Here is a 24,560-nt window from a genome sequence, read left to right as displayed (position 1 = left end):
GTTCAGACTCCACCGCTCATCTTTAGCAGGAATGTCTCCAAGGCGTTTGCACTTAGGTTCGATCTGCCGTCGAGCATGATCAGGCCGGGAAGGGCCATCGCGATTTCCTTCTTTTCGTCCGGCGGACCAAGGCAGATTGCCATCGCTGCCAGGGCGCGCGAGCGCTGGCTAAGGATCTTGCGCCCCTGCCGAAGCTGGTCTCGAACCCATGACGGCTCAGTCGCGCCATACACGAGAATCAGGCCATCGCAATCCTTCAGATTCTCTTCGAGATCGAGTCGCACTCTTTCGGGACTTCCATCACGAAGGGGCCAAGCGCATTCCACACCTTTGTCCGCGAGGATTTCCGCGACCCGTTGGGCCACCTCCATGTCATCATGGTCCGCGTTGACAAAAACCGATAAGCCAGAAGTTCTCGCCTTCTGCATCGGGGGCGCGCGTCGCGCCAGTTCGATGACATCGCGTTTAAAGTCCTCGAAGCTGCATGAACGAGCGTCCTCCAGTAATGCACGATGTACGGTGTCGCTCACGTCGGAGGGAGCGTCGCGCGGATCGCGCCACCGCAGAACAGGCTTTCCGCTTGCCAGGGCGAGGTCGCTCTGTAGCGCGGGGTATCGGCGCTCGCCGCCGAATTCAGGCTTGCGTCCGCGAGTTTTTCCAAGCAACTGCACGATCACCGAGGAACGTTGTAAGTCTGCATTTATTGCGGCACAGAAAGCATCTTCGCTCGTCTCCGGATACCACTTTCGCGGCAGGCGCTCAATGCCCGCCTGGCTCAGGTAACCATACAGTTCCTCCTCACGATCGAGCAGGTCGTCGGTCGAGCGTGCAATGAAGATTGCGTCGGCAGAGGGGGCGACGTTCTCTTGATCACTTGCTACGGCTGAGTCAAGCGACTGCAGCGCCTTCGCCAACTGACCGCTCAGATCGACAAGGCGTTCGTGATACCGGCGTTCCTGTGCGTCAATGAGACCCAGCGGACGCGCAATGTCGCCCGCGCCGTCGTCTTGCACCCAGAACGCAAAGCCTTTCAGGTCACGAAGTTCGACGGGCATCTCACTCCGCTCGGTTCGCCACGCATCGACGACAAAGACACGTTGCTTTTCAATACGAGCCGCGGTGATATTCAAAAATGCGTTGCGTTCCTTGAGACACCACTCCGACTGCAGGTAACCGCGCGACATGATGATGAGCAGCGTCGCCGATCTCCGCACCGCCTGTATTATCTCGGGAGTGATGGCCTGGTTGCCGCCGAGCGCATGATCCATCCAGACGCGAAGGGGGCGGCCGAGTCTCTGCGATCCATAGTTCGTGAGGGTCGTGACCAGAGCTGTCACCCATGGACGAGCACCTTTATCGTCGAGGTGCGCGTAGCTAACGAAGATATCGTGGTCGTATTCAGCTAGAACGGTCATCTTGTTACCCTCATGGCAGTGACATAGTTACGTTCTGGTAACTCAACAATCCATTGTTGCCGCCTCATCGCAACCATCAGGTCCCAATGTTCTGTTATGCCCGATTCACGAATTGACTTGTACTTTTGATTAAAGAAGGTGGTTAATTCATGTCGTCGTGCAAACAGCACCAACATTTAAAGTTAAACGGGCGTCGGCGTGCGGCTTTTCACCACAAGACGTGACCTTCCTGGGAGCCGCATCTCCGTATTGAACACACATGTTAAGCATCGGGGAGATGTTTATTTTGTGTATTGTTTGAGTATTCAAAATTCAAGGGGAAACCGTTGACCGAAGCGAAATGCGGCTCGCGGCGCGCCACCTCAGTCAGACGAGTTACAGGTGAATTTCTCGATCGACAGAGCAGCCGGACACGGCGCGCGATCATTCCCCAAACAGCCGCGCGATGCCGCTCCTGATGTGAGAGACCATGACGTGGCGCGCCTCGTCCGGGTCGCCTCTCGCAATCGCCTTGTCGATCAGCAGATGCTCTTCACGGATGTCGTGAACCCGGCGCAGTCGAGGTTGAGTTGAGCGTTCGCGTATGACATGCGTCGCCATGCGCCGATGGTCCCGGATGGCCATCATGGTCATCAGATAGAACTTGTTGCCACTGGCTTTCGCGATCGCTTCATGGAATGCGATGTCTTCCTCGATGCTTTCCGTGCCGCGGCGGATCGCCAGTTCGAGAATGCGTCGGCGTGTGCTGATTTCATCGCGCAGTTGGCGGTCCTCGCTGACGGCAGCCCATGCAGCGCATTCGCCTTCGATCACACAGCGAAACTCGAGAAACGCGCGCACCTCGTCGACGCTTTGAATCGGACCGAACGGCGCGCTGCGCAAATGAGGTTGACCGACATAGTTTCCCGATCCTTTGCGCGACACCACCCATCCTTCGGACCTCAGCCGGGCCAGCGCCTGACGCACGACAGGTCGCGATACGCCCAGCAATTCGGCCATGGGGTTTTCACCAGGCAGTTTGTCATCGGGCATCAGCCGGCTTCGGTCGATGAAAGCCAGAATGCCTTGATATGCAACGTCTGTGAGGGGAGAGACAGTCATCGTAGCGAACCCGAGCCGAACTTCGCTTCATCTTAAACCTGTAATACAGGTTGCACGAATCTTTGACGACGATCTGGAAGCCCTGCGAGCATCGCTACAACTCGTCAACAACCGCGCACAGAGCCATGTCGACCATCACGAAGCTACGCACGATACGTATCGCCGAAAGGCCAAACCTGATCTGGGTCGAGGTCGAAACTGACGAAGGACTGATTGGCCTCGGCGAAACATTTCGCGGCGCGCTGGCGGTGGAAGCCGTCATTCACGAGCAGATCGCGCCGCAGATCATCGGCCAGGATTCGCGGCGGATCGATGCGATCTCGCGCCAGTTGCTCAGCCCGTACGTGGGATTTCAAGGGGCGAGCGCGGAGATACGTGCGGCGAGTGCGGTGGATATCGCGTTGTGGGACATCAAGGGAAAGCGTCACGGCATTCCGGTCCACGAGGCCATTGGCGGAGCGAACCGCCTCGAAATCCAGGCCTACAACACCTGTGCCGGCTACTCGTACAACAGCAATGACATTGCAAGACGCGTGATCGCCGGACACGATGCATCGCAGGGCCCGTATGACGATCAGATCGCGTTCAATCGGGACGCAGGACGCCTTGCGATGAGCCTGCTGGAAGAGGGCTATCGCGCGATGAAGATCTGGCCATTCGACGTGTTCGCGGCGGCAACGGGTGGGCAGACGCTGTCGCTTGCCGATCTCAAGAAAGGCCTCGATCCATTCAGGAAGATCCGCCAGGCAGTCGGCGACGATATCGAAGTGATGTGCGAACTGCACAGCTTGTGGGGCGCGTTGCCCGCCGAGCGCATCTGTCGCGCGCTGGAGGACTTCGGCGTGTTCTGGGCAGAAGATCCGATCAACAAGATGCACGACGTCGAGGCATTGGCAGACCTGCGCTCGCGCGTGCGCGTGCCGATTTGCGGCAGCGAAACGTTGTCGGGCAGCACGCAATTCCGTGAACTGATGGCCGCCGATGCCATCGACATCGTGATGCTCGATCTTGCGTGGTGCGGCGGCCTGACGGAAGCGCGAAAGATTGCGGCCATCGCCGAGTCGCACAGGCGCGCGCTGGCGCCGCACGATTGCACGGGTCCCATCACGCTGATGGCGGGACTGCATCTCGCGCTGCATGCGTCCACGGCGATCTACCAGGAAGTCGTTCGCGCGACGCTTTCGACCTGGTATCGCGATCTGGTCACCGAACTCCCCGTCATCGAGCGCGGCATGGTTCAGGCGCCCGTTCTTCCCGGGCTTGGCACGGCGCTTCGCCCCGAAATCAAGCTTCGCGCCGATGCAACGGTGCGTGAATCGGCCTGATACGTCGAATTCGATTTTCGAAACGGCAAGACGGCCCTAGGTAAAACCTATGACGGCCAGAAAAAACTGGTATTTGCAATGACATGTGGCTGGCCGTCAAATGGAGGTTTTCGGGCCGGGCCGAACATTGGGAGACGACATTGAAAATTCTTGTGCCAGTCAAGAGAGTGGTTGACTACAACGTGAAGGTCCGCGTGAAGTCGGATCAATCCGGCGTTGACATCGCCAACGTGAAGATGTCGATGAATCCGTTCGACGAAATCGCTGTTGAAGAAGCGGTGCGTCTGAAGGAGGCGGGTGTGGTTAGTGAGGTCGTGGCGGTTTCTTGCGGTGTCACGCAATGTCAGGAAACGCTGCGCACGGCGCTGGCGATCGGCGCGGACCGCGCTGTGTTGATCGAGTCCAACGAGGACTTGCAGCCGCTGGCTGTGGCGAAGCTGCTCAAGGCGCTGGTCGACAAGGAGCAGCCTTCGCTGATTCTCCTGGGCAAGCAGGCCATCGACGACGATTCCAACCAGACGGGTCAGATGCTGGCTGCTTTGGCTGGCCTGCCGCAGGCGACGTTTGCATCGAAGGTCGTCGTGGCAGATGGTAAGGCGACGGTGTCGCGCGAAATTGATGGCGGTGCCGAAACGCTGTCGCTGAAGCTGCCCGCAGTCGTGACGACCGATCTGCGCCTGAACGAGCCGCGCTACGTGACGCTGCCGAACATCATGAAGGCGAAGAAGAAGCCGCTCGAAACCGTGAAGCCCGGAGACCTGGGCGTCGATGTCACGCCGCATCTGAAGACGCTGAAGGTCAGTGAGCCGCCGAAGCGCCCGGCCGGCGTGAAGGTGGCGGACGTGAAAACGCTGGTCGAGAAGCTCAAGACAGAAGCCAAAGTCTTGTGAAGCGAGGGACGAAATGACGATTCTGGTAATTGCTGAACACGACAACGCGGCGCTCAAGGCAGCGACGCTGAACACGGTTGCTGCCGCGCAGAAGATTAGCGGCGACGTGCATGTGCTGATCGCAGGTCACAACGCACAAGCCTCGGCCGACGCGGCGGCGAAGGTGGCAGGCGTTGCGAAGGTGCTGCTCGCCGATGCGCCGCAACTGGCCGAAGGCCTCGCGGAAAATGTCGAAGCGACGGTGCTGAACATCGCGAAGGACTACTCGCACATCCTCGCGCCCGCTACGGCGTACGGCAAGAACATCGCGCCGCGTATCGCCGCGAAGCTCGACGTTGCACAGATCAGCGAGATCACTGCGGTACTCAGCGGCGATACTTTCGAGCGCCCGATTTACGCGGGCAATGCAATCGCTACGGTTCAATCTCAAGATGCCATCAAGGTCATCACGGTTCGCGCGACGGGTTTCGATCCGGTGGCGGCGGAAGGCGGCAGTGCATCGGTCGAGAAGATCGAAGCTGCGGCCGACTCCTGCCTCTCGCAGTTCGTGAGCCGCGAAGTGACGAAGCTCGACCGTCCGGAACTGACTAGCGCCGAGATTATCGTTTCAGGTGGTCGCGGACTGGGCAGCGGCGAGAACTACACAAAGGTGCTGGAGCCTTTGGCCGACAAGCTCGGCGCAGCGATGGGCGCATCGCGCGCGGCCGTCGATGCCGGCTACGTGCCGAACGACTATCAGGTCGGCCAGACCGGCAAGATCGTCGCGCCGCAGTTGTACATCGCGGTCGGCATCTCCGGTGCGATCCAGCATCTGGCCGGCATGAAGGATTCGAAGGTGATCGTCGCGATCAACAAGGACGAAGAGGCGCCGATTTTCAGCGTCGCGGATTACGGCCTGGTCGGCGATCTGTTCACGGCAGTGCCGGATCTGTCCGTTACCTTGTAATCAACGCGCCACTGGTTTCCAGGGAAAAGCAATGTCGGAGAATAGCAAGCCGTATCGCTCGTTTCTGTTCGTTCCGGGTTCGCGCCCGGAGCGGTTTGAAAAAGCGCTGCACAGTGGCGCGGACGCCGTCATTCTCGATCTCGAGGATGCCGTAGCCCCTGAAGACAAAGAAGGGGCAAGGCAGACCATTGCGGCATGGCTTGCGCCGGAACGCGCGATTCTCGTTCGGATCAATCCGGCCAGTACGCCGTGGTATGAGCAGGACGCGCAGTTGGGAAAACTGCGCGGGGTGGCAGGCATCGTACTGCCGAAGGCCGAAAGTGCGCGCGATGTCACTGACCTGATCTCCCGTATCAAGCGGCAGGTTCCCGTCTATCCGTTGATCGAAAGTGCGAAGGGTATGTGGAATGCGCTGGAGATTGCCAGGGCACCATGCGTCCATCAACTCATGTTCGGTACGCTGGATTTCGGCGCCGACATGAACATGGAGACCGACGGAGACAGCCTGGACACGTTTCGGGCTCAGTTGACGATGATCTCCAGGGTGGCAGACATTCATGCGCCCATCGACGGTGTCACGCCGTCCATCGATGACGCTGAACTGCTGCAAGCAGAGACGATAAAAGCCAAACGCTTCGGGTTTGCAGGGAAACTGTGCATTCACCCGAGGCAAGTGTCGATCGTCAACCGCACCTTTGCTCCGGGCGAGTCCGAGTTAGCATGGGCGCGGCGCGTGCTTCACGCGTTCGGGAGCGCGAATGGCGCCGCAGTGGCTGTCGATGGAAAGATGGTCGACCGGCCTGTGATCCTCAAGGCGCAGAGCATTCTTGATGCGGACCGGTCGACCCGCTCCGGAACGGACGCGGTATAGAATTGGTGTCCCGCTGATCGGCGTGCCTCAGTGCTCCGATCAGCAGCCGATCTCTATCACCGCCAGTTCAAATCCTCTCATGGACGTTCGCCAGCTCCGCTACTTCGTAAGCATTGTCGATTTCGGCAGCTTGGGCAAGGCAGCGGAAAAACTCTTCGTCGCTCAGCCGTCCCTCAGTCAGCAGATGGCGCGACTCGAAGAGGAACTGGGCGTGTCACTGCTTCTGCGAAGCAATCACGGCGTCACGCCGACAGCCGAAGGCGATGCGCTATATCGTCATGCACGCACGGTCCTGCGGCAGATGGAGCAATTGAAGCAGGAAGTCACAAAGGGTGCTGGCGCCGAGTCGGGGACAGTGGCGCTAGGCCTGCCGACGACGATGGCCTCCGTGCTCGCGGTCCCGCTATTCGAGCGGGTGCAGGATCGATATCCGGGCATCCGCTTGCAGTTCTTCGAAACCATGAGCGGTTACCTGAATGAATTGCTGGCGAACGGACGGTTGGACCTTGGCATTCTCTTTCGTGAATCGGATACACCCGGTATCACGGCGCTGCCCGTTCTGGACGAGACGCTGTATTTGCTGGGCGACCCCGGTGGCGATGTCTCGCCGCGCTCGATGACGTGTTCTCTGGCGAAACTCGGCGGGATCCCGCTGGTTGCACCGGGCGCCTCGAACGGTTTGCGTCTTCTGCTCGAACGTACGTTCCTGAGAGAAAAGGTCGACCTCAATATCGTGGCCGATATCGACTCGCTGCCGTCATTGCTGCTCATCGCACATTCGGGCAGGGCATGTACGATACTGCCCGGCTCGGCAGTCGCGCAGTGGGACCAGTCCCGTCTTCCGAAGATGCGCAAGATCGTCGACCCGATCATCCGGCGTCCCGCCAGTATCTGCTGGCCGAATGGCGTTCCCATTCATTCGGCGACGATTGCCGTACGCGAAACGCTGATCGAGTTGATCGGAGAGCAGGTGATGCGCGATTCATGGAAAGGCGTGACACTACGCGAACGCACGGCCGATGCGGGAGAATGACGCCGGCAAGCAGCCGGCGTCATTCGCTGTCTATGCGCTCTGCGACGAGTGTGTCGTCGAATGCTGGGCCTGGGCGGGCGTTGCCGTGTCGCTCGTACCCGGCGCGACGTCTTCGAGCGCATGGCGGCTCGTCTCGACGCGCAGCGCGAGAATGGCCGCACACAAGATCGCGAACACGATGCTCACCATCGCGATGACACCGGAAACGCCGACATTCTGATAAAGCAGTAGCGCAAGATAAGGCGTTGCTATCGATGCGGCACGCCCAGCCGTTCCTGCTACACCCGTGCCGCGCAGACGGACTTCCGTCGGAAAGAGTTCGGGGATGTAGCCGAACAGACCGAGCGTCGTAATCGTGTAGATCGCGGTGACGAGGCAGAAGCCGACGAACACGATATACATGGGCTCGCGCAACGTCACGTAGATCCAGCCCAGCGCGATGCTGACGAGCGCGGCAAACACGATCCCTTTTGCACGCCCGATGCGATCTGCGATCAGGTAGCCGACGAGGCCGCCCACGGGCGAGCCGATCGACATCAACAGTACGAAGCCAAGCGACTTGACGATGGACAGGCCCTCGCTGACAAAAAATGTCGGAAGCCACGCGATAAATCCATAGAGACCGATATTGACGCCAATCGCTGTCAATGCTGCGACGAACGTGCGGCCTCGCATGCCCGGCACGAACAGCGCGCGCAACGGAACGGCGCCGACATGCAGATTGACGACTCTCTGCACCGGGGGCAACGCGCCGACACGCGCTTCGACCTGGCGCTCGATGGCCGCGAGGGTCGCTTCCGCGTCTTCGAGTTTGCCTGTCGATTCGAGCCAGCGCGGCGATTCAGGCATGCGATGACGGAGGAACCAGACGACCAGCGCGCCGACGCCCGCAATCGCGAACATATAGCGCCAGCCGAGATTGGGGATGATCCAGTAGCCCGCCGCGAGCGCCGCGAAGAGCCCGCTGTTGATGATGATGGCCAGTAGCGAAACCCATTTGCCGCGCGTTGCCGGCGGTACGAATTCGGCAAGCGTGCCCGCTGCAACGACGAGTTCGGCGCCCAGTCCGACGCCCATGATGAAGCGCAGCACGATCAGCCATTCGATGTTCGGTGCAAAGCACGCAGCAATCGATGCCAGTCCGAAGATCCCGAGATTAAGCTGATAGGAGTAGCGCCGACCGAGCTTGTCACCGATGTGGCCCGCCGCATACGCGCCGATCATCATGCCGACGAAGGTAGCCGATACGAAGAAGGCGCCGTGACGTAAGTCCGTGAAGCCTTCCTTCACCATCGCTGCAACGGAACCGTTTGCCAGATAGATATCGAACGCGTCGAGAAAAGCGCCGCCTGCAATCAGGCCGAGAATCTTCCAGTGAAAGCTGCAGATAGGCAGGCGATCGAGCCGCCCGGCAGCATTGACCGTTACTGACATGTTGTCTCCTGAAATGAAGTCTTGTTGTAGAGCGTCGAGTAGGGGGGATTGTTTGAACTTATGCCCCCTTGTTTCTTGCGGGTGTTGTGCGGTCTAGATGGCGCCCGCCGTTCGCATCGCTTCGATGTCGGATGCAGTGAAGCCGAGTTCGTCGAGAATGGCGTCGGTGTTTTCGCCCAAAGCGGGGACTGCATCCATGCGCGGCTCGTCGGTTGCCGTTTGACCCGGCGGATACAGCGCCGGAATCTCTCCGGCTGCCGTTCGCACGGTCGTCCATCGTTGCCTTGCCTTCAGCTGCTCGTGATCCCACACGTCATGCATGTCGTTCATTCGTGCATTCGCAATGCTCGCCTGCTCGAGCCGCTCGATCACCTGTGCTGCCGTCAGCGTCGCAAACGCGCGGACGATGATGCGTGTGAGTTCGTCGCATTTGCCGACGCGCCGGCTGTTGGAACTGAAGCGCTCGTCCGTGGCAAGCTCGGGTTGCTGTATCACGGTCTCGCAAAAGCTCTTCCATTCGCGTTCGTTCTGAAGGCCGAGCATGACCGTCTTTCCGTCGCCCGCCGGAAATGGACCATACGGAAAGATGGTTGCATGCGACGCACCGGCCTGGCGAGGCGGCGTCTGCCCATCGATCGAGTAGTAGAGCGGGTAGCTCATCCACTCGACCATGCTTTCGAGCATCGACACGTCGATGTGTTGGCCGCGTCCTGTTTTCCCGCGCTCGATCAGCGCCGCGAGGATGTTGGTGTAGCCGTACATGCCGGCGGCGATGTCCGCGATGGAACAACCCGCCTTCGCCGGTTTGCCTTCGGAGCCGCTGATGCTGAGAAAGCCGGATTCGCTCTGGATCAGCAGGTCGTAGGCTTTCTTGTCGCGGAACGGGCCGTCGAGTCCGTAGCCGGAGATGTCGCAGACAATCAGACGTGGATACGTCTCGCAGAGAGACGCGTAGTCGAGGCCCAGTCTTTGCGTTGCGCCGGGCGCCAGGTTCTGCACGAAGACATCGGCATCGGCGAGTAGCCGGTGCACGACGTCGAGTGCCTGCGTCTGCTTGACATCGAGCGTGATGCTTTCCTTCGACCGGTTGGTCCACACGAAGTGGGACGCAAGACCCGACACGCGTTCATCGTAATTGCGTGCGAAGTCACCCGTGCCGGGCCGTTCGACCTTGATCACGCGGGCGCCCAGGTCGGCAAGCTGCCGTGTGCAAAACGGCGCGGCGATCGCATGTTCGAAGGTGACAACCTTGATACCTTGAAGCGGACGCATGATCGGCTACCTGTCAGAAGGAACGGGGCAGACCGAGAATGTGCTCGGCGACGTACGACAGGATCAGGTTGGTCGAGATCGGTGCCACCTGGTAAAGGCGGGTCTCGCGGAACTTGCGTTCGACGTCGTACTCCGCCGCGAAGCCGAACCCGCCGTGAAACTGCAGGCAGGCGTTCGCGGCTTCCCACGATGCATCGGCCGCGAGCAGCTTGGCCATATTCGCCTGCGCCCCGCAGTGTTTGTGCGCGTCGAACAGTTCGCAAGCCTTGTAGCGCATCAGGTTCGCTGCTTCGACATTGACGAAGGCTCTTGCGATCGGGAACTGCACACCCTGGTTCTGGCCGATAGGACGGCCGAAGACGACGCGGTCCTTGACGTACTGGGTGACCTTGTCGAGGAACCAGTACCCATCGCCGATGCACTCCGCTGCAATCAGCGTGCGCTCCGCATTCAGGCCGTCAAGGATGTACTTGAAGCCCATGCCTTCTTCGCCGATCAGGTTTTCAGCCGGAATTTCGAGGTTGTCGAAGAAGAGTTCATTGGTTTCGTGGTTCACCATGTTCAGAATCGGACGAACCGTCATGCCATGTCCGATCGCTTCGCGCAGATCGACGATAAAGATGGACATGCCCTCGCTCTTCTTCTTGACGTCCGAAAGGGGCGTCGTGCGGGCAAGCAGAATCATCAGGTCGGAGTGCTGGATGCGGGAAATCCAGACCTTCTGACCGTTGATCACATAACGATCGCCCTTGCGCACCGCCGTCGTCTTGATCTTCGTCGTGTCGGTGCCCGTGGTCGGCTCGGTGACACCCATCGACTGAAGGCGCAACTCACCGGTGGCGATCTTCGGCAGATAGCGCTGTTTCTGCCCGGTCGAACCATGCCGCACGAGTGTGCCCATGTTGTACATCTGGCCGTGGCAGGCACCCGAATTGCCGCCCGAACGGTTGATCTCCTCCATGATGACGGACGCTTCAGTCAAGCCAAGACCCGAGCCGCCATATTCCTGCGGAATCAGCGCAGCGAGCCATCCTGCTTGCGTCAGCGCATTGACGAAGGCCTCGGGATAGCCGCGCTCTTCGTCGACCTTGCGGAAGTACTCGCCCGTAAACTGTTGGCAGAGGTCGCGTACGGCTTCGCGGATGTCCTGGTGTGAGTCGATTGTCGTGTTGAACATGGGGAATCGTCTGTCGGTAGGTTTAAGCGAGGGTCGCGCGCGCGGTCATGGTCAGCCAGCCTTCGTGGTCGTGTGACCAAAGCTCGACCGTTGTGCCGTCGGCAGAAGGCGTGCCGCAGAGATGAAGCGAGTTACCCATGAAACTCGGGCGCATCGCCTTGTATGAGAAGTCGAGTACCGCGGCATCGGGGCGGTGCCTGCGCACCAGATCCATCAGCAGCGTCGCGATGAGCGGGCCATGCACGACGAGGTTGGGATAGCCCTCCGTCTGCGTCGCATACGGCTTGTCGTAGTGAATGCGATGCGCGTTGAACATCAGTGCGGAGTAGCGGAACATCAGCACTTCGTCCGGAACGAGTTCGCGCTTCCATTGCGCGTCGTCCGGTGCGGCGGTCGGCGCAGGTGCCGGCGTGCCCGGAACGGCCGGCTCGCGATAGACGATGTCCTGCTCTTCATCGACAGCGAGTGTGCCCGCGCAGCGGATCCGGTGATTGACGGTGACAAAGCCTAGCTTGCCGCTTCTACCTTCCTTTTCGCTGATGTCGAGGATCGTCGACTCGCGACTGATCTCCTTGCCGACGATCAGTGGCGACAGGAAGCGCAAGCGGCCGCCGGCCCACATGCGCCGCGGCAGTCCGAGGTCAGGGAGAAAGCCGCCTTTTTGCGGGTGCCCGTCTTCAGCGATGAGATGGTGCGGAACGGTCGGCCTGAAAAAGATCCAGTGCCAAAGATGGGGAAGGGCTTCGCCGGATTGCGGAGGAACTTCGTAGTCCAGCGTCGCACTTAGCGCTGCCGCAGACGTTTGGGCAAGAATGTCGCTCGCGCATTCCGTGTGCCCGCCGACGTCAGCGTTCTGTTGGTTCATGCGTGTCTCCGTCGTCGGCCAGACGGCCGATATTCGTATCGATACGGAGACTCTATGTGAACGTCCGGATGCGCGGAAATACCAGATTCATGTGGCGGTCATAGGTCGAACCTATCGCGCTCCCCACGAGGATGACGGCCACTTGGCGCATGGCCGCCAGTATGCGCAGGTTGTTCGGTAGAACCGGCGTGCTTTTGCATTTGAATCGGATCGGGGAGCGGCGCCGCGATCAGCGCCCCCGTGCGATGTCGCTATCAAGGTATCAACGGCGATCGGTCCACACCGTTTGCGCATTGCAGAACTCGCGAACGCCGAAGTGCGACAGTTCACGACCGAAGCCGCTTTTTTTCAGCTTCCAGCTTGCTGCCGCCGATAAGCACGGTCGCGCCATCTTCCACGGTACGCTGCACTTGCCGGTCAAGCTCATCGCGAAGGTCGTATCGCGCCATCGGGCCGATATAGGTGGCCGGGTCCATCGGATCGCCGGCCTTCAGTTCGCGCACGGCCGCGACGAACCGTTCCGTGAACTGCTTCAACACGGTTTTCTCGACGATGTAGCGCTTTGCCGCCGCGCACACCTGTCCGGTGTTCTGGAAGCGGCCTTTCACGGCAGCATCGACGGCAAGATCCATATCGGCATCGGCGAGCACGATGAAGGCGTTGGAGCCCCCCAGTTCGAGCACGCATTTTTTCAGCGCGGCGCCCGCTTGCGCACCGATCGCCGAACCTGCACGCACGCCGCCGGTGACGGTCACCGCTGCGATACGGTCATCGGCGATCGCGACCGACACCAGATCGTTGGTCAGATTCACGACTTCGAACGTGCCGTCTGGAAACGACGTGCGAGCGACTGCATCGCGCAGCAAATACGCGGACCCCATCACGTTCGGCGCGTGCTTCAGCACGTAGGTGTTGCCTGCCAGAAGCGCGGGGACGAGTCCGCGGATCACCTGCCAGAGCGGGAAGTTTCTGCAATGCGGCGCGAATCCTCGCGAATTGCCTTGCCGAGACGGACCAACGCTTCGCTGCGCTCCACAAGCGTCGTGCGCCGCCATACGCCGTATCCGGCCGCTGCGCGATCGAAGGCTAATTCAGGCTCAAGAGGCCTGAGAGGTCAGGCCCACTCTTTTATCGCCAACCCGGAATATCGGGCGCGCGGTGCTCGTTTACAGGGCACCGTCCGATCATCACGTGAATCGACGCGACTCTCTACATCGGACACGTTTCTCCCTTTGGCCCTTCCGCAGAGGGCGATTGCCTCTTCGTCGGCGCTGCGCAATCGGATCCAGCGCACGCTCGCGGGGGCGTGCCGGTCATGCAGGAGGATCTGATCTGCTCGCGGTATGGCTGCGCATTCCTGCCACCGCGGCCTCAATGGAGAATTGCCATGAATCGCGTCGTTTCACGCCCTACGTCAGATGGCGACCCCAGGCTTCGCTTGCAAGCAGTTGACAGAAAAGGCCACGCATTCAAAGGTCTCGTGATCGAGATGCTGTGCGGCACATGCTTCATGATGGCCGCAAGCGTTCCCGCGATCGCGGGCGATACCCAATTGCTGCCGCCACCTTCCGTCACCTCTTCGACCGTGCCACCGAACGGTGACCTCAATCCTTATGGCGTCGCCTTCGTGCCGCGCGGATTTCCGTCTTACGGCACTATCGCCGCAGGCGATCTGCTTGTTTCCAATTTCAACAATGCAAAGAATCTGCAAGGTACGGGGACGACGATCGTCAAGATCGTCGCGAACGGCAATCCGACCGTCTTCTTTCAGGGACCGAAAGGACTCGGTCTGACGACGGCGCTCGGCGTGCTACGAGCAGGCTTCGTGCTGGTCGGCAATGTGCCTGCCGACGACGGAACGTTTGCAAGCATCAAGCCCGGCTCCCTTCTGGTACTGAACCGGACGGGCGGTGTCGTCACGCAATGGACGCCCGCCAATGCCGGGCTCGACGGGCCGTGGGATCTGACTATCTTCGATATGGGCGATCGCGCGAAAGTCTTCGTGTCGAACGTGCTGAACGGGACCGTCGTGCGTCTCGACGTCGCGATCGACGATAACGGCGTTCATCTTCGGAAAAGCACGCAGATCGCATCCGGCTATCCGTTTCGCGGCGACTCGGCAGCGCTCGTCGTGGGGCCGACGGGGCTCGCTTACGATGCTCAGCGCGATGTCCTCTATGTGGCGTCAACGGTCGATAACGCGATCTTTGCTGTGTTTGGTGCTGGCAACACGCAACACGACGGCGGCAAGGGTGTGCTGATATATGCGGACAACACGCACCTGCATGGGCCGCTCGCTCTTGCACTGGGTCCGAATGGCCATCTCTTCACGGCCAACGGCGACGCGATCAATAGCGATCCGAACCATCCGAGCGAGATCACCGAGTTCACACCGCAAGGGCGCTTCGTCGCGGAGCTTCAGATGGACGCGGCGCAGGGCGGCGCATTTGGCCTGGCCTTCTCGCAGCCGCGCAATGACGTCGTGCACTTTGCAGCCGTCGACGACAACGTGCCGAACATCACAGACTGGAGCCTGCCGTTCGACTCCGATGGACGTTGATGCCAACGCATGACGCGACGATGTCACGTCCGTCGATACCGTGCAAGAGCGCGGCGTCGACGGCGTAAACATCAGCGCATGCGCTGTCGCCCGCTGGTATGCGGACGGACTCGTCATCAGCGCGCGACGACAAACGACGTATGCATACCCATCTCATAGTGTCCTGGCCGGTTGCAGATCAACACATAGCGCCCGGGTGCAAGCTTCAGTGACAGGCGTTTTGTCGAGCCCTGCGCCAGGTCCTCCACCTCGCCCATTTTCTTGAACCGGTTTTCCGCAACCAGTCCTTTATGAACGGGCAGATGCGCATCGTCCGCGTCTGTTTTCAGCACCACGAACTCGTGTTCGGTATTGCCGTTCGCCGCGTTGTTCACCTCGAAGGTGACGCGCCCGGCTTTTGCCGTGTCGCTATCGAGTTGAATCGTGTTGTCCGTGAGCTTGACGTGGATCATTTCGTCCGCGTGAGCGCTGAGCGGAGCAACGAGTGCGACCATCGCCAGCACGTACGCGGTATGCCTTCTGTCGATCATCATCTTTCTCCTCGCAAGGGCGGTGTTGCTGCTGGGACGCACCGACGGGTGATCGTCCGTTCGGGCGGACCTCGGTGATAAAACGTGAGTGGGCTGTGAAATATTCCGCCGGTGCCGATGGTGACGAACGCGGAAAAGAGAAGAGGCGGTTTTTACAGGCGGCAAGTGCGCATCCAGGCGTGCTGGTGGAGATCAGAAGCCTGGCAGTGAAGCGAGAGAGGGCGGGAGCGGGAAGGTGTGCAAGCGGCCGATATCGGCCGATGGCCGAAAGCCTGGCGGCGGACCGCGATGACACGGATGCCAGGCTGGAACCTTCGATTCTAAACGCTTCGCAACGCACCGCAACCCTACCGTTGTTTCAAACCCAACACTTGCGGTCATCGCCCGGCAGGTTTGCGCCGGATGTGCAACGATAGCCGTGCAGCTCGCACCTGTCTGAAGACGCTGGACAACCCGAACGGGGAGGGTAGATGAGAGAAGACGCCAAGACGCTATTCGTCGCATCGGATGACATTGCAACCGCGTTGAACCTGCTGGAGAGCATCGAAGTTGAAATCGGGTTCGATTGCGATGATCCGGAGAGCATCGAGCAGGCGATTCTCGCCGTCGAGGAGGCGATCAATACCCGCCTGAGCGGCCATCGCGGCGACGTCCGTATTGAATCGGCCATCCTTCGCGTGAAGCTGGACTTCCGCTGCGCGATCCTTGAGCAGGCCTCGTCCGAAGAGGACGATGACGAGGCCATCGGCATCGTCCACACCGTGCATTGATCTCGTCGTGCTCATGTCACCCGGTCGCCTGTCGGGACCGGGCTGACGGCGCGTGGTGCATGATCACCGCGCGCTGTCTTCGCGACCCAGGTAGTCATCGACCGCGCTGCCGACGGTAGGGTGAAAGCGCTCGTCGCCGATGATGTCGAACAGCTCGAAGCGCCTGAGTTTGTCGCGCACAGGGTCCTTCATTTCCGCGAAATGCAGCGCGATGCCACGCTCGTCGAACAGCCGGTTCAGTTCGCGCAGCATATCGGCCGAGGTGACGTCGACGCTGGTCACGGGTTCCGCGGCCACCACCACTCTCTTGATGGACGATGGCGATGCGTCGACGGCTTCCAGCAGGCGTTGCTGGAAGAGTTCGGCATTCGCGAAGAACAGCGGTGCATCCCAGCGAAACAGCAGCAAGCCCGGAATACGCGCCGCGTGCGGATAGCGCGTGACGTCGTGATAGCCGCGCAGACCTTCAACGCGGCCCAGCACCGCGAAATGCGGGCGCCAGCCGTCCCAGAGAAATTCGATCACGGCGAGCACCACCGCAATGCAGATGCCGGGAATCGCGCCGAAGACGGCGACACCGGCGAAGCAGACCACCGATAGCCAGAACTCCCATTGCTGGATGCGGTAGATGCGCTTGAGGTCCGCGAATTCGAACAACCCGATGGCCGCGGCAATGACGACGGCCGCCAGTGCGCTATTGGGCAGGTAGCGCATCAGGTTGGGCGCGGCCATCAGCAGAACGGCGACCGCGATTGCGCCGACGATGCCCGTCACCTGGCTTCTGGCGCCCGCTGCTTCGGCTACCGGCGTGCGCGAAGAACTGCTGCTGATAGGGAAACCCTGAAAGAACCCGGCCGCCAGATTGGCCGCGCCCAAGCCGACCATTTCCTGGTTCGGATCGACGCGCGTGTGATAGCGCGCGGCGAAGGTTCGCGACAGCACGCTCGTGTCGGCAAACGAGATCAGCGCGACCGCGCAGCCGCCCAGCACGATCTTGACGAAATCAACGTCGCCGACCCACGGCAGTGCAAAGGACGGCAGGCCTTGGGGAATCTTCCCCAGTACCTTCACGCCGAGGCTGTCCAGATTGAACACGGTGACGCTAAGCGTCGCGAGAATCACCGCGATCAGAATGCCCGGCACCTTCTCGAAACGCTTGAGCAGCAGAATCAGCACGAGGCTTCCCGCACCCACCGCGAAGCTGTACCAGTTGGCTTTACCCGCGACGATCGCGCTGCCAAGCGTCAGCAGATCGCGCAGCGGTCCGCGATCATCGAACGATATCGCAAAGAGCTTCGGCAACTGGCTGATCAGCACGGTCAACGCGATACCGTTCATATAACCGTAGCGGATCGGCTTCGACAGCAGTTCGGTGATGAAGCCGAGCCGCAGGAGTCCCATCACGATACAGAACAAGCCGGAGACGATGGCCATCATGCTGGCGATCGCGATGGCACGCGACGGATCGCTGCCGGCGATGGCGACGACGACCGCGAGAATCGGCGCGGCCAACGCCGAGTCGGGGCCGAGCACGAGAATCCGGCTAGGGCCGAACAGCGCGTAGGCCAGCAGCGGAATGATCGTCGCGTACAGACCGTAGACACCTGGAACCCCGGAAGCCTCGGCGTACGCGATGCCGACGGGCACCAGCATGGTGGTCAAAACCAGCCCGGCAGCCAGATCGTTCGGCAGCCAGCTGGCACGATACTCTTTGAGCAGAATCAGGCCGGGCAGCCAGCGCAACCATCCCGGCGCCCTGACCGCAACCTGTCCGCCTTCAGGAACTGGATGATCGGATTGCATTTGTCTGATGGTCGCAATTGAAAGAGCCGCTATCCGGATTGAGGTCGCCACCGCCGTTCACACTGAAGAATAGTCCAGTCGTGCCGACGGCAACAAAATAATCGCCCCCTGAAATCCCCCTCATGTATGGGACCAAAGTCCAATACTCTCGCTGTCAGGCAGTGCCTAGACTGAGGGTGAGAGCACCGGCCTTGGGCGTTGCGTGGATGAGTGCGGGCGTCATCGGTGCTGATCTCTCCAATCTGATCGTGAGGGCAGGAATGAAAACGAATCGCCTCGTTATCGCAATGGCTGTCCTGATGGCGGTGAGCCCGGCATTTGCCCAGCCGCAGACATCAGTCGATGTCACGAAAGCACCGGGCAGTGTCACGGCGGTGGGGACGGCGAAGGTGACGGCCACGATCGTCGCGATCGAGCCGTCGACGCGCACCGTCACGCTCAAAGACAAGAAGGGCAAGATGGTCGAACTGCAGGTCGGCGAAGAAGCGCGCAACTTCGACCAGCTCAAGATCGGGGATATCGTCACGACCGAATACCAGGAGGCGATGTCGCTCAGTCTGTCGAAAACCAGTGGCCCGCGTTCGGCGACACAGCGGCTGATCGAAAAACGCGCAGAACCGGGTGCCAAACCGGGCGGCACGATCGGCCGGGAGATCACGGTGATGGCGGATGTCGTCGCGGTCGACCAGAAGGCGAAGACGGTCACGCTGAAGGGACCACACGGCAACCTCGTCGATGTGCATGTGGAGGATCCGGAGCAGATGAAAAACGTCCACAAGGGCGATCAGGTCCAGGTTGTCTACACCGAAGCCGTGGCGATCACCGTTACGCCTGGCGCGGCCCAGTAGAAGGCGGCCCGCGACATCGAGTATCGGCCCCGAACGCCGGCGGCAAGCAGTGCGCAGAGTCGTGTTCAGTCGAGGTGAGCGGTGATGATGCTACGGGGAACGGATCGGTCTCATGCCGTCACGCGCGAGCGTGTTCGAGGCGAGCGCAATGCGGGCGTGGTCGCCGCGTTCAGGCGCCTCTTGCTGATGGTGGTCTGCGGCTCGCTGCCGCTCATGGCGGGTTGTCCCTACTACGCGGTGCCTCCTCCAGGCACCGTGATCACCACGCCCGCCAGTTTCAACCGGTCTTTTTCCGCTGCAGCGGGTGCGATGCAAGACGAAGGCCTCGCGATTACCGTGCAGGATCCCGGGAGCGGCACGATCGTCGGCGGAATCGACGGAGGTGTCGTGCAGGCGAGCGTACGGCAGCAAGCGGATGGCAGTGTCGTCGTACAGTTCGATTCGAAAAATGCACGCGATCCCTCACTGCTCGATCGCATTTCGCGCAGCTATGACAGACGTATGGGGCGCTGAACGCAGCAGGAACGGGACGAGGGGAGGCGCGGGTCGAAGGTCTGGGCAGGATGCAGGAGGACAGTGCATGACGAAGCTTCTCATCGACGTGGTCATCTTTCTTGCGGCGGCGCTCATCGCCGTGCCATTGACCGTCCGCCTCGGATTCGGTTCGGTGCTGGGCTATCTGGTGGCGGGCATCATGATCGGTCCGTGGGCACTGGGGCTCGTGACCGACGTCGACGCGATCCTCCATTTTTCCGAGTTGGGAATCGTGCTGATGATGTTCGTGATCGGCCTCGAAATGCAGGTCGACACGCTATGGGCGATGCGTCGCACGATCTTCGGCTACGGCACGATGCAGATGACCGTGTGCGCCGCCGCGCTGTCTGGGATCTTCATGCTGCTGGGGCTACCCTGGCGGATTGCGTTGGCGGGCGGGCTCGCACTCTCGTTGTCGTCGACGGCCATGGTGATGTCGGAGCTTCAGGAGCGCAAGCTGATGGACATGCCGACCGGCCGCGCCGGGTTCGGCATTCTGCTGTTCCAGGATATGGCGGCTATCCCGTTGATCGCACTCCTGCCGCTGCTTGGACCGGCGGTGCCCGTCTCCGCAGCGGAGCCCGGCTGGCTCATTGCGCTGAAAGCGCTCGGTATGCTGATTGCGGTTGCGCTGGTCGGCCGTTATCTGTTGCAGGTCGTGCTTCGCGTGATCACCAGCATCGGCGTTCCGGAGATTTTCACCGCATTTGCACTGCTCTGGATCGTCGGCATCGCGTTGCTGATGCAGAGCGTTCATCTGTCGATGTCGCTGGGCGCCTTTCTCGCCGGCGTGCTGCTCGCGGATTCGGATTATCGTCACCAGGTCGAAGTCGACATGGCGCCCTTCAAGGGCTTGTTGCTCGGTTTGTTCTTCATTGCAGTGGGAACATCGATCGACTTTGGTGTGCTGATGCGCGAGCCGGTACGTGTCGCGGTTCTTGTCGTGGCCGTGGTCGGTATCAAGGCGATAGCGCAGTGGTTCCTTGCAAACCGGTTTGGCGTGCCGGCATCGGAACGCAGCTACTTCGCCATTCTGCTGTCGCAAGGCGGCGAGTTCGCGTTCGTGGTGATGGCCGCGTCACTGGCGGCACGCGTCATCGATCAGCGCCAGTCGTCGCTGGTCACACTGGTGGTCGCGCTTTCGATGGTTTCGACGCCTTTGCTGTTGCTCGTGCATCGCCGGTTCGTGCAGCCGGTCGTGAGTCGTGAGCCCGGATAGCGGCGACGCGCGAACACGTTATGGGCGCACGTCGCCGCTTACCTGTCAGCCCGACACCGATTCAATGAACTGTGCGGCTCGAGCCGTCGACGGCGGTTGCGTGGTCCACGGAGCGGGTCAATCCGCTCGTGGAGGCGGCGGTCGCGGCGCTATCCCGAAGCAGGATAGTCCAGCCCGCGTTGTCGGCCGCTGTGCGCAAAGGCGGGCGCTAGCTTCGCTTTCATGCTTCTCTCTTCAGGTGCGTTACGAATTTGCAGGCATCGGCGCGTAGATTCGCGCAGGTCATATGCAGCGAGGCGACGCACGATGCCCGAGCGCCGCGCAACCGATTGAACGTGCCTCTTTGGGAGCGAAGTCATGAACGTGTCCGGTATCCAGACCGGTTTGGTCACCTCGATCGCGCGAGACCCGCAAACGCCCGATGCCTCGCAGGAAGACGCAATCAAGGCCTTGCTCGACGATCTGGCGCCGATGCTGGATCGCGCATTCAATCCGGGCACAGCGGCCACGGCGAGTGCGTTGCCTTCTGGAACGTCGGCATCCGGCGCTTCGACATCTTCCACACCCGCCAGCACGTCAAGCGTCAATGCGCAGCAAGGTGGGACGGACCTCGAAAACGCGATGTCGTCGACGCAGGCCAAAGATCCCACGCTGTTTGCGAAAACTATGAAAGACGCGCAGAGCGGCGACGGCAATGCACTTGTCGAAGACGAACTGCAAGCCTATAAGGAAGGCGCGATCACCAGACAGCAGGCGATCGAAGAAGTATCCGGCGCGCAGAAAATGGCCAACGATCACGGCGGCGGCAAGATCAATGGGCACGTGAAAAGCGATGCGCAGGATTTGCTGGGTGGAAGCTATATCAAGGGCGGTCAAACGCGGGCGGGTCATGCCGTTGCAAAGTTCTTCGAGAGCTTCAACCCCATTGGCGCGATCGTCAAAGGTGTCAAGGACAAGACCTCGAAACCCTCCGAAGATATTCTTTCTGCGGCGCAGCCCGCACTTTCACAAGGCGTTCAGCGTGCGATGGCCGACATGCAGGCCGCGGATCCGATGCTTGCCCAGAAGTTTCAGCAGGACGCGAGCAAGGGCGATGGCAACGCGATGGTCGACGATATGGTGAGCCTGAAGAACGAGCAGCAAAGCGGCGCCGTACCCAACACATTCAGCGATCAGGATGCGCAGTTGTTGGGAAGCCAGGTGGGCGCGCTCGGCAAAGGCAAAGTCAATTCGACGGAAGATCAGAAGTTCGCGCAGGCGTTCGGCACCGACACGCTGTATCGCGGATCGAGTGCGGCGTCGAAGACCTGGAACAAGATCGAAGACTCGGCTGGAAACTTCATGCAGCAGATCGTATCGCCCGTCACCGATACCGTAGGCGGGGCGATCGATCTCGTACACGGCAACATCAAAGGCGCATTGTCGGAGTTCGGACAGGCGTTCGTCGGCGCAGCGACCGACGCGGCAATGGTCGTCGCGCCCGAGGCCGCGCCGGAAGTCGAGGCAGGCGTCATGGCGGCGCGCGGCGGCGTAGAAGCGGCGAAGATCGGGACCACATCGGACAGTGCGGTAAACGGCCTGATGAAGGGCGCGAAACTGGTCGACAAAAGCAACGACTACGCGAACCATGCAAACGACGCCATCAACTACCTGACGGGCGACAACAGCAACGGAAACACGCAGCAGGTCGGCTAACAGGCGTCGAAATCGCGGAAGGACGGAGGCGTGGCCGGCCGCACTCCGTCTTCTGCCTGCTGCTATTCGGCCGCAATGGCCCCCGCGTCTTCGCAGGTGTAGTCGAGTGCTTCGGCGACTTCGGGGCAGGTCACCTTGCCGAACGCCACGTTCAGACCGCGGCGCAGATGCTCGTCGTCGGTGAGCGCCTTGCGCCAGCCTTTGTCCGCGATCTGCAGCACGAAGGGCAGGGTCGCGTTGTTCAATGCATAGGTCGATGTGCGAGGCACGCCCCCAGGCATGTTCGCGACGCAGTAGTGAACGACCTCGCCGACCTTGTACGTGGGCGCCGCGTGAGTCGTGGGCCTGGCCGTTTCGCAGCATCCGCCCTGATCGATCGCGACATCGACGATCACCGAACCCGGGCTCATCGCCTCGACCATCTTGCGCGTGACGAGCTTCGGCGCGGCGGCGCCCGGCACGAGAACGCCGCCGATCACGAGATCGGCCGCGAGCACATGCTGCTCGATATTGTCCTGATTCGAATACACCGTGATCACGCGCGCGCCGAGCAGCCGGTCCATGCGCCGCAGCGCATCCACATTACGGTCGATCACCACGACCTGCGCGCCCGTGCCGACGGCGATCTGCGCGGCATTGCTGCCGACCACGCCCGCCCCGAGGATCACGATCTTCGCGGACGGCACGCCGGCCACGCCGCCCAGCAGGATGCCCTTGCCGCCATGCGCGCGCTCCAGGCAGAAGGCGCCCGCCTGGATCGACATGCGGCCCGCGACTTCGGACATCGGCGCGAGCAGGGGCAGTCCGCCGCCGGGTTGCGTGACCGTCTCGTACGCGATGCAGACTGCGTTGCTCTTGACGAGATCGGCGCATTGCGCGGGGTCGGGCGCGAGGTGCAGATAGGTGAAAAGGATCTGGCCGTTGCGCAGCATCGCACGCTCGGGCGCTTGCGGCTCCTTGACCTTGACGATCATGTCGGCGGCCGCGAATACGGCGCCTGCGTCGGGTGCGACCTGTGCGCCCGCCGTGCGGTATGCGTCGTCCGATGCGCCGATACCCGCACCCGCTCCCGCCTCCACGCTCACCGTGTGTCCGTGCGCGACGATCTCACGAACGGAAGACGGCGTGAGTCCGACGCGATATTCGTGGTTCTTGATCTCCTTCGGAACGCCGATGTGCATATTGCCTCCTTGTATGGACTGCAAGCCCGCCGCGAAACGCGTTCGTTCATTTCATTCGTCAGACATTCACTGCGGCAGCCAACAGCGTTTGGTATCGGTGATCGTCTCCTCCCTATAGCCTAAACCTGAATCCTTCGCGGTGCCGTAGCGCACGCACACATGCGGCCCGCCAGCGCGAACCGCTTGCATCGACGATTACTGCTCGAATGCCTGGCGATTCGCTTTCACGAAGTCGCTGACGGTTTGCGGCGCAAGCCCCGTAATTTCACCGATCACACCGTCCGCGCCCGAGAAAATGCCGTTCTGATAGTCGATCGCGATCGCAAGAAAATGCTGGATCATGAACTCGGGCAGTTGATAACGCTCGAGATGGGCGCGGTATTGCTCGATGGTCGACGGACGGTAGCTGATCTTGCGGCCGAGCACTTCACCGATCTCATCGGCGATTTCCTGCTGGTTCATTTCGACAGGTCCAAGCAGCGGATAGGTCTTCCCGATATGCCCTGACGGTTGCGCGAGCACGGCGGCGATGAGACGGGCCTGATCCTCGCCTGCGATCGGCGCATGACGTCCTTCGCCGTAGGGCAGGGTGATCTTGCCTTCCTGCACGATCTGATCGCGGACCCACGGGAACACCAGCCATTCGGAAAAGAAGGTGGGACGAATGTGCACGGTCGGCACGCCCGACCAGTCGAGCACGCGTTCCGCGATCCAGTGATCGCGTGCGGCATGGCTCTTCGAATCTTCGCGCGCGGAGATCTGCGACATGTCCACGACGACCTCGACGCCTGCGCGGCGTGCCGCGTCCGCAAAGTACGACGTGGCCTGGATGAAGCCCGGCCGCACGGGATAGCACAGGTAGGCGCCCGTGACGCCGTCCATTGCGCGTCGCACATCATCGTGTTCGAGCAGATCGCCGACGACGATTTCGGCGCCTTGAGCGCGCAACGCCGCGCTGCGTTCGTCTTCGCTATGAACGAACGCGCGAACGGCATGCCCGTCGTTCAACAGATGCCGGATGGTATGGACGCCCGTTTTGCCGGTGGCGCCAGTGATGAGGTATTTGTGTTGCTGCATGATGGACTCTCCAA

General features: G+C 61.0%; 22 protein-coding genes. 11 read left to right on the top strand and 11 right to left on the bottom strand.

Annotated elements, in window-relative coordinates; all coding sequences use genetic code 11:
* Positions 1 to 2: 2 nt before the first annotated feature.
* Together G3N95_RS16170 and G3N95_RS16165 are read right to left on the bottom strand one after the other, a co-directional pair.
* Positions 3 to 1,415 (bottom strand): toll/interleukin-1 receptor domain-containing protein, encoded by a 1,413-nt coding sequence (locus G3N95_RS16170; RefSeq protein WP_205971086.1) that lies wholly within the window; start codon positions 1,413 to 1,415, stop codon positions 3 to 5.
* A 423-nt stretch (positions 1,416 to 1,838) separates the two neighbouring features.
* A complete protein-coding gene (locus G3N95_RS16165) occupies positions 1,839 to 2,414 on the bottom strand; it encodes an FCD domain-containing protein (RefSeq protein WP_241018586.1) in 576 nt (191 codons plus the stop codon).
* 227 nt (positions 2,415 to 2,641) lie between these two features.
* Here G3N95_RS16165 and G3N95_RS16160 point away from each other — a divergent pair, with 227 nt between their 5' ends.
* From G3N95_RS16160 to G3N95_RS16140, 5 genes are all read left to right on the top strand, one after another.
* Positions 2,642 to 3,841: a mandelate racemase/muconate lactonizing enzyme family protein gene (locus tag G3N95_RS16160; RefSeq protein WP_205971084.1), complete on the top strand. Its 1,200-nt coding sequence runs from the start codon at positions 2,642 to 2,644 to the stop codon at positions 3,839 to 3,841.
* Between the two features lie 140 nt (positions 3,842 to 3,981).
* A complete protein-coding gene (locus G3N95_RS16155) occupies positions 3,982 to 4,731 on the top strand; it encodes an electron transfer flavoprotein subunit beta/FixA family protein (RefSeq protein ID WP_205971083.1) in 750 nt (249 codons plus the stop codon).
* Positions 4,732 to 4,744: 13 nt separating this feature from the next.
* A complete protein-coding gene (locus tag G3N95_RS16150; RefSeq protein ID WP_205971082.1) occupies positions 4,745 to 5,677 on the top strand; it encodes an electron transfer flavoprotein subunit alpha/FixB family protein in 933 nt (310 codons plus the stop codon).
* Positions 5,678 to 5,708: 31 nt separating this feature from the next.
* On the top strand, positions 5,709 to 6,548 hold the full coding sequence (locus G3N95_RS16145) for a CoA ester lyase (RefSeq protein ID WP_205971081.1): 840 nt from the start codon (positions 5,709 to 5,711) through the stop codon (positions 6,546 to 6,548).
* Between the two features lie 79 nt (positions 6,549 to 6,627).
* Positions 6,628 to 7,581 carry a LysR substrate-binding domain-containing protein gene (locus G3N95_RS16140; protein ID WP_205971080.1) on the top strand — a complete coding sequence of 318 codons (954 nt, stop codon included), beginning with the start codon at positions 6,628 to 6,630 and terminating at the stop codon, positions 7,579 to 7,581.
* Between the two features lie 30 nt (positions 7,582 to 7,611).
* Here the strand turns inward: G3N95_RS16140 and G3N95_RS16135 are convergent, their stop codons facing one another.
* The 5 genes from G3N95_RS16135 to G3N95_RS16115 all read right to left on the bottom strand — a co-directional run bounded on the left by G3N95_RS16135 (position 7,612) and on the right by G3N95_RS16115 (position 13,384).
* The gene (locus G3N95_RS16135; RefSeq protein ID WP_205971079.1) at positions 7,612 to 9,015 is read right to left on the bottom strand and encodes an MFS transporter; all 1,404 of its coding nucleotides are present in this window, start codon (positions 9,013 to 9,015) and stop codon (positions 7,612 to 7,614) included.
* Between the two features lie 93 nt (positions 9,016 to 9,108).
* Positions 9,109 to 10,287, bottom strand: coding sequence for a CaiB/BaiF CoA-transferase family protein (locus G3N95_RS16130; RefSeq protein WP_205971078.1), 1,179 nt, complete (start codon positions 10,285 to 10,287; stop codon positions 9,109 to 9,111).
* 13 nt (positions 10,288 to 10,300) lie between these two features.
* A complete protein-coding gene (locus tag G3N95_RS16125) occupies positions 10,301 to 11,464 on the bottom strand; it encodes an acyl-CoA dehydrogenase family protein (RefSeq protein ID WP_205971077.1) in 1,164 nt (387 codons plus the stop codon).
* A 22-nt stretch (positions 11,465 to 11,486) separates the two neighbouring features.
* Complete coding sequence (locus tag G3N95_RS16120) at positions 11,487 to 12,329, bottom strand: MaoC family dehydratase N-terminal domain-containing protein (protein WP_205971076.1); 843 nt, start codon at positions 12,327 to 12,329, stop codon at positions 11,487 to 11,489.
* Positions 12,330 to 12,655: 326 nt separating this feature from the next.
* Positions 12,656 to 13,384, bottom strand: coding sequence for an aldehyde dehydrogenase family protein (locus G3N95_RS16115; RefSeq protein ID WP_241018585.1), 729 nt, complete (start codon positions 13,382 to 13,384; stop codon positions 12,656 to 12,658).
* A 383-nt stretch (positions 13,385 to 13,767) separates the two neighbouring features.
* Here G3N95_RS16115 and G3N95_RS16110 point away from each other — a divergent pair, with 383 nt between their 5' ends.
* Positions 13,768 to 14,889, top strand: a complete 1,122-nt coding sequence (locus G3N95_RS16110) for a hypothetical protein (protein WP_205971075.1) — start codon at positions 13,768 to 13,770, stop codon at positions 14,887 to 14,889.
* Positions 14,890 to 15,005: 116 nt separating this feature from the next.
* Here G3N95_RS16110 and G3N95_RS16105 read toward each other — a convergent pair whose 3' ends face one another.
* Entirely contained in the window at positions 15,006 to 15,419 is a 414-nt protein-coding gene (locus G3N95_RS16105) for a cupredoxin domain-containing protein (RefSeq protein ID WP_205971166.1), read from the bottom strand.
* Between the two features lie 470 nt (positions 15,420 to 15,889).
* On the opposite strand from G3N95_RS16105, the gene G3N95_RS16100 reads away from it, so the two are divergent.
* The gene (locus G3N95_RS16100) at positions 15,890 to 16,189 is read left to right on the top strand and encodes a hypothetical protein (RefSeq protein WP_205971074.1); all 300 of its coding nucleotides are present in this window, start codon (positions 15,890 to 15,892) and stop codon (positions 16,187 to 16,189) included.
* Positions 16,190 to 16,252: 63 nt separating this feature from the next.
* Here G3N95_RS16100 and sulP read toward each other — a convergent pair whose 3' ends face one another.
* The gene (gene sulP, locus G3N95_RS16095) at positions 16,253 to 17,992 is read right to left on the bottom strand and encodes a sulfate permease (RefSeq protein WP_205971073.1); all 1,740 of its coding nucleotides are present in this window, start codon (positions 17,990 to 17,992) and stop codon (positions 16,253 to 16,255) included.
* Positions 17,993 to 18,252: 260 nt separating this feature from the next.
* Here sulP and G3N95_RS16090 point away from each other — a divergent pair, with 260 nt between their 5' ends.
* The 4 genes from G3N95_RS16090 (at position 18,253) to G3N95_RS16075 (ending at position 22,288) form a co-directional block, all read left to right on the top strand.
* On the top strand, positions 18,253 to 18,840 hold the full coding sequence (locus tag G3N95_RS16090; RefSeq protein WP_205971072.1) for a hypothetical protein: 588 nt from the start codon (positions 18,253 to 18,255) through the stop codon (positions 18,838 to 18,840).
* Positions 18,841 to 18,924: 84 nt separating this feature from the next.
* Positions 18,925 to 19,353, top strand: coding sequence for a hypothetical protein (locus G3N95_RS16085; protein ID WP_241018584.1), 429 nt, complete (start codon positions 18,925 to 18,927; stop codon positions 19,351 to 19,353).
* Positions 19,354 to 19,420: 67 nt separating this feature from the next.
* The gene (locus tag G3N95_RS16080) at positions 19,421 to 20,593 is read left to right on the top strand and encodes a monovalent cation:proton antiporter-2 (CPA2) family protein (protein WP_205971071.1); all 1,173 of its coding nucleotides are present in this window, start codon (positions 19,421 to 19,423) and stop codon (positions 20,591 to 20,593) included.
* A gap of 357 nt (positions 20,594 to 20,950) precedes the next feature.
* Positions 20,951 to 22,288, top strand: a complete 1,338-nt coding sequence (locus G3N95_RS16075) for a hypothetical protein (RefSeq protein WP_205971070.1) — start codon at positions 20,951 to 20,953, stop codon at positions 22,286 to 22,288.
* Between the two features lie 62 nt (positions 22,289 to 22,350).
* Here the strand turns inward: G3N95_RS16075 and ald are convergent, their stop codons facing one another.
* Both ald and G3N95_RS16065 read right to left on the bottom strand, forming a co-directional pair.
* Complete coding sequence (ald, locus tag G3N95_RS16070) at positions 22,351 to 23,469, bottom strand: alanine dehydrogenase (protein WP_205971069.1); 1,119 nt, start codon at positions 23,467 to 23,469, stop codon at positions 22,351 to 22,353.
* A 195-nt stretch (positions 23,470 to 23,664) separates the two neighbouring features.
* Positions 23,665 to 24,546, bottom strand: coding sequence for an NmrA family NAD(P)-binding protein (locus G3N95_RS16065; RefSeq protein ID WP_205971068.1), 882 nt, complete (start codon positions 24,544 to 24,546; stop codon positions 23,665 to 23,667).
* Positions 24,547 to 24,560: the final 14 nt, after the last annotated feature.

The sequence above is a fragment of the Paraburkholderia sp. Tr-20389 genome, from assembly GCF_017104565.1.
In the GTDB taxonomy this organism is placed as follows: domain Bacteria; phylum Pseudomonadota; class Gammaproteobacteria; order Burkholderiales; family Burkholderiaceae; genus Paraburkholderia.
This window is presented reverse-complemented; position numbering and strand designations above follow the sequence as displayed.

What these genes read in the sequence shown, in the direction of transcription:
- G3N95_RS16170 (WP_205971086.1), bottom strand. Translation starts at nt 1,415, where the DNA reads ATGACCGTTCTAGCTGAATACGACCACGATATCTTCGTTAGCTACGCG.
- G3N95_RS16165 (WP_241018586.1), bottom strand. Translation starts at nt 2,414, where the DNA reads ATGGCCGAATTGCTGGGCGTATCGCGACCTGTCGTGCGTCAGGCGCTG.
- G3N95_RS16160 (WP_205971084.1), top strand. Translation starts at nt 2,642, where the DNA reads ATGTCGACCATCACGAAGCTACGCACGATACGTATCGCCGAAAGGCCA.
- G3N95_RS16150 (WP_205971082.1), top strand. Translation starts at nt 4,745, where the DNA reads ATGACGATTCTGGTAATTGCTGAACACGACAACGCGGCGCTCAAGGCA.
- G3N95_RS16145 (WP_205971081.1), top strand. Translation starts at nt 5,709, where the DNA reads ATGTCGGAGAATAGCAAGCCGTATCGCTCGTTTCTGTTCGTTCCGGGT.
- G3N95_RS16140 (WP_205971080.1), top strand. Translation starts at nt 6,628, where the DNA reads ATGGACGTTCGCCAGCTCCGCTACTTCGTAAGCATTGTCGATTTCGGC.
- G3N95_RS16135 (WP_205971079.1), bottom strand. Translation starts at nt 9,015, where the DNA reads ATGTCAGTAACGGTCAATGCTGCCGGGCGGCTCGATCGCCTGCCTATC.
- G3N95_RS16130 (WP_205971078.1), bottom strand. Translation starts at nt 10,287, where the DNA reads ATGCGTCCGCTTCAAGGTATCAAGGTTGTCACCTTCGAACATGCGATC.
- G3N95_RS16125 (WP_205971077.1), bottom strand. Translation starts at nt 11,464, where the DNA reads ATGTTCAACACGACAATCGACTCACACCAGGACATCCGCGAAGCCGTA.
- G3N95_RS16120 (WP_205971076.1), bottom strand. Translation starts at nt 12,329, where the DNA reads ATGAACCAACAGAACGCTGACGTCGGCGGGCACACGGAATGCGCGAGC.
- G3N95_RS16115 (WP_241018585.1), bottom strand. Translation starts at nt 13,384, where the DNA reads ATGGCGGCGCACGACGCTTGTGGAGCGCAGCGAAGCGTTGGTCCGTCT.
- G3N95_RS16105 (WP_205971166.1), bottom strand. Translation starts at nt 15,419, where the DNA reads ATGATCGACAGAAGGCATACCGCGTACGTGCTGGCGATGGTCGCACTC.
- G3N95_RS16100 (WP_205971074.1), top strand. Translation starts at nt 15,890, where the DNA reads ATGAGAGAAGACGCCAAGACGCTATTCGTCGCATCGGATGACATTGCA.
- sulP (WP_205971073.1), bottom strand. Translation starts at nt 17,992, where the DNA reads ATGCAATCCGATCATCCAGTTCCTGAAGGCGGACAGGTTGCGGTCAGG.
- G3N95_RS16090 (WP_205971072.1), top strand. Translation starts at nt 18,253, where the DNA reads ATGAAAACGAATCGCCTCGTTATCGCAATGGCTGTCCTGATGGCGGTG.
- G3N95_RS16085 (WP_241018584.1), top strand. Translation starts at nt 18,925, where the DNA reads ATGATGCTACGGGGAACGGATCGGTCTCATGCCGTCACGCGCGAGCGT.
- G3N95_RS16080 (WP_205971071.1), top strand. Translation starts at nt 19,421, where the DNA reads ATGACGAAGCTTCTCATCGACGTGGTCATCTTTCTTGCGGCGGCGCTC.
- G3N95_RS16075 (WP_205971070.1), top strand. Translation starts at nt 20,951, where the DNA reads ATGAACGTGTCCGGTATCCAGACCGGTTTGGTCACCTCGATCGCGCGA.
- ald (WP_205971069.1), bottom strand. Translation starts at nt 23,469, where the DNA reads ATGCACATCGGCGTTCCGAAGGAGATCAAGAACCACGAATATCGCGTC.
- G3N95_RS16065 (WP_205971068.1), bottom strand. Translation starts at nt 24,546, where the DNA reads ATGCAGCAACACAAATACCTCATCACTGGCGCCACCGGCAAAACGGGC.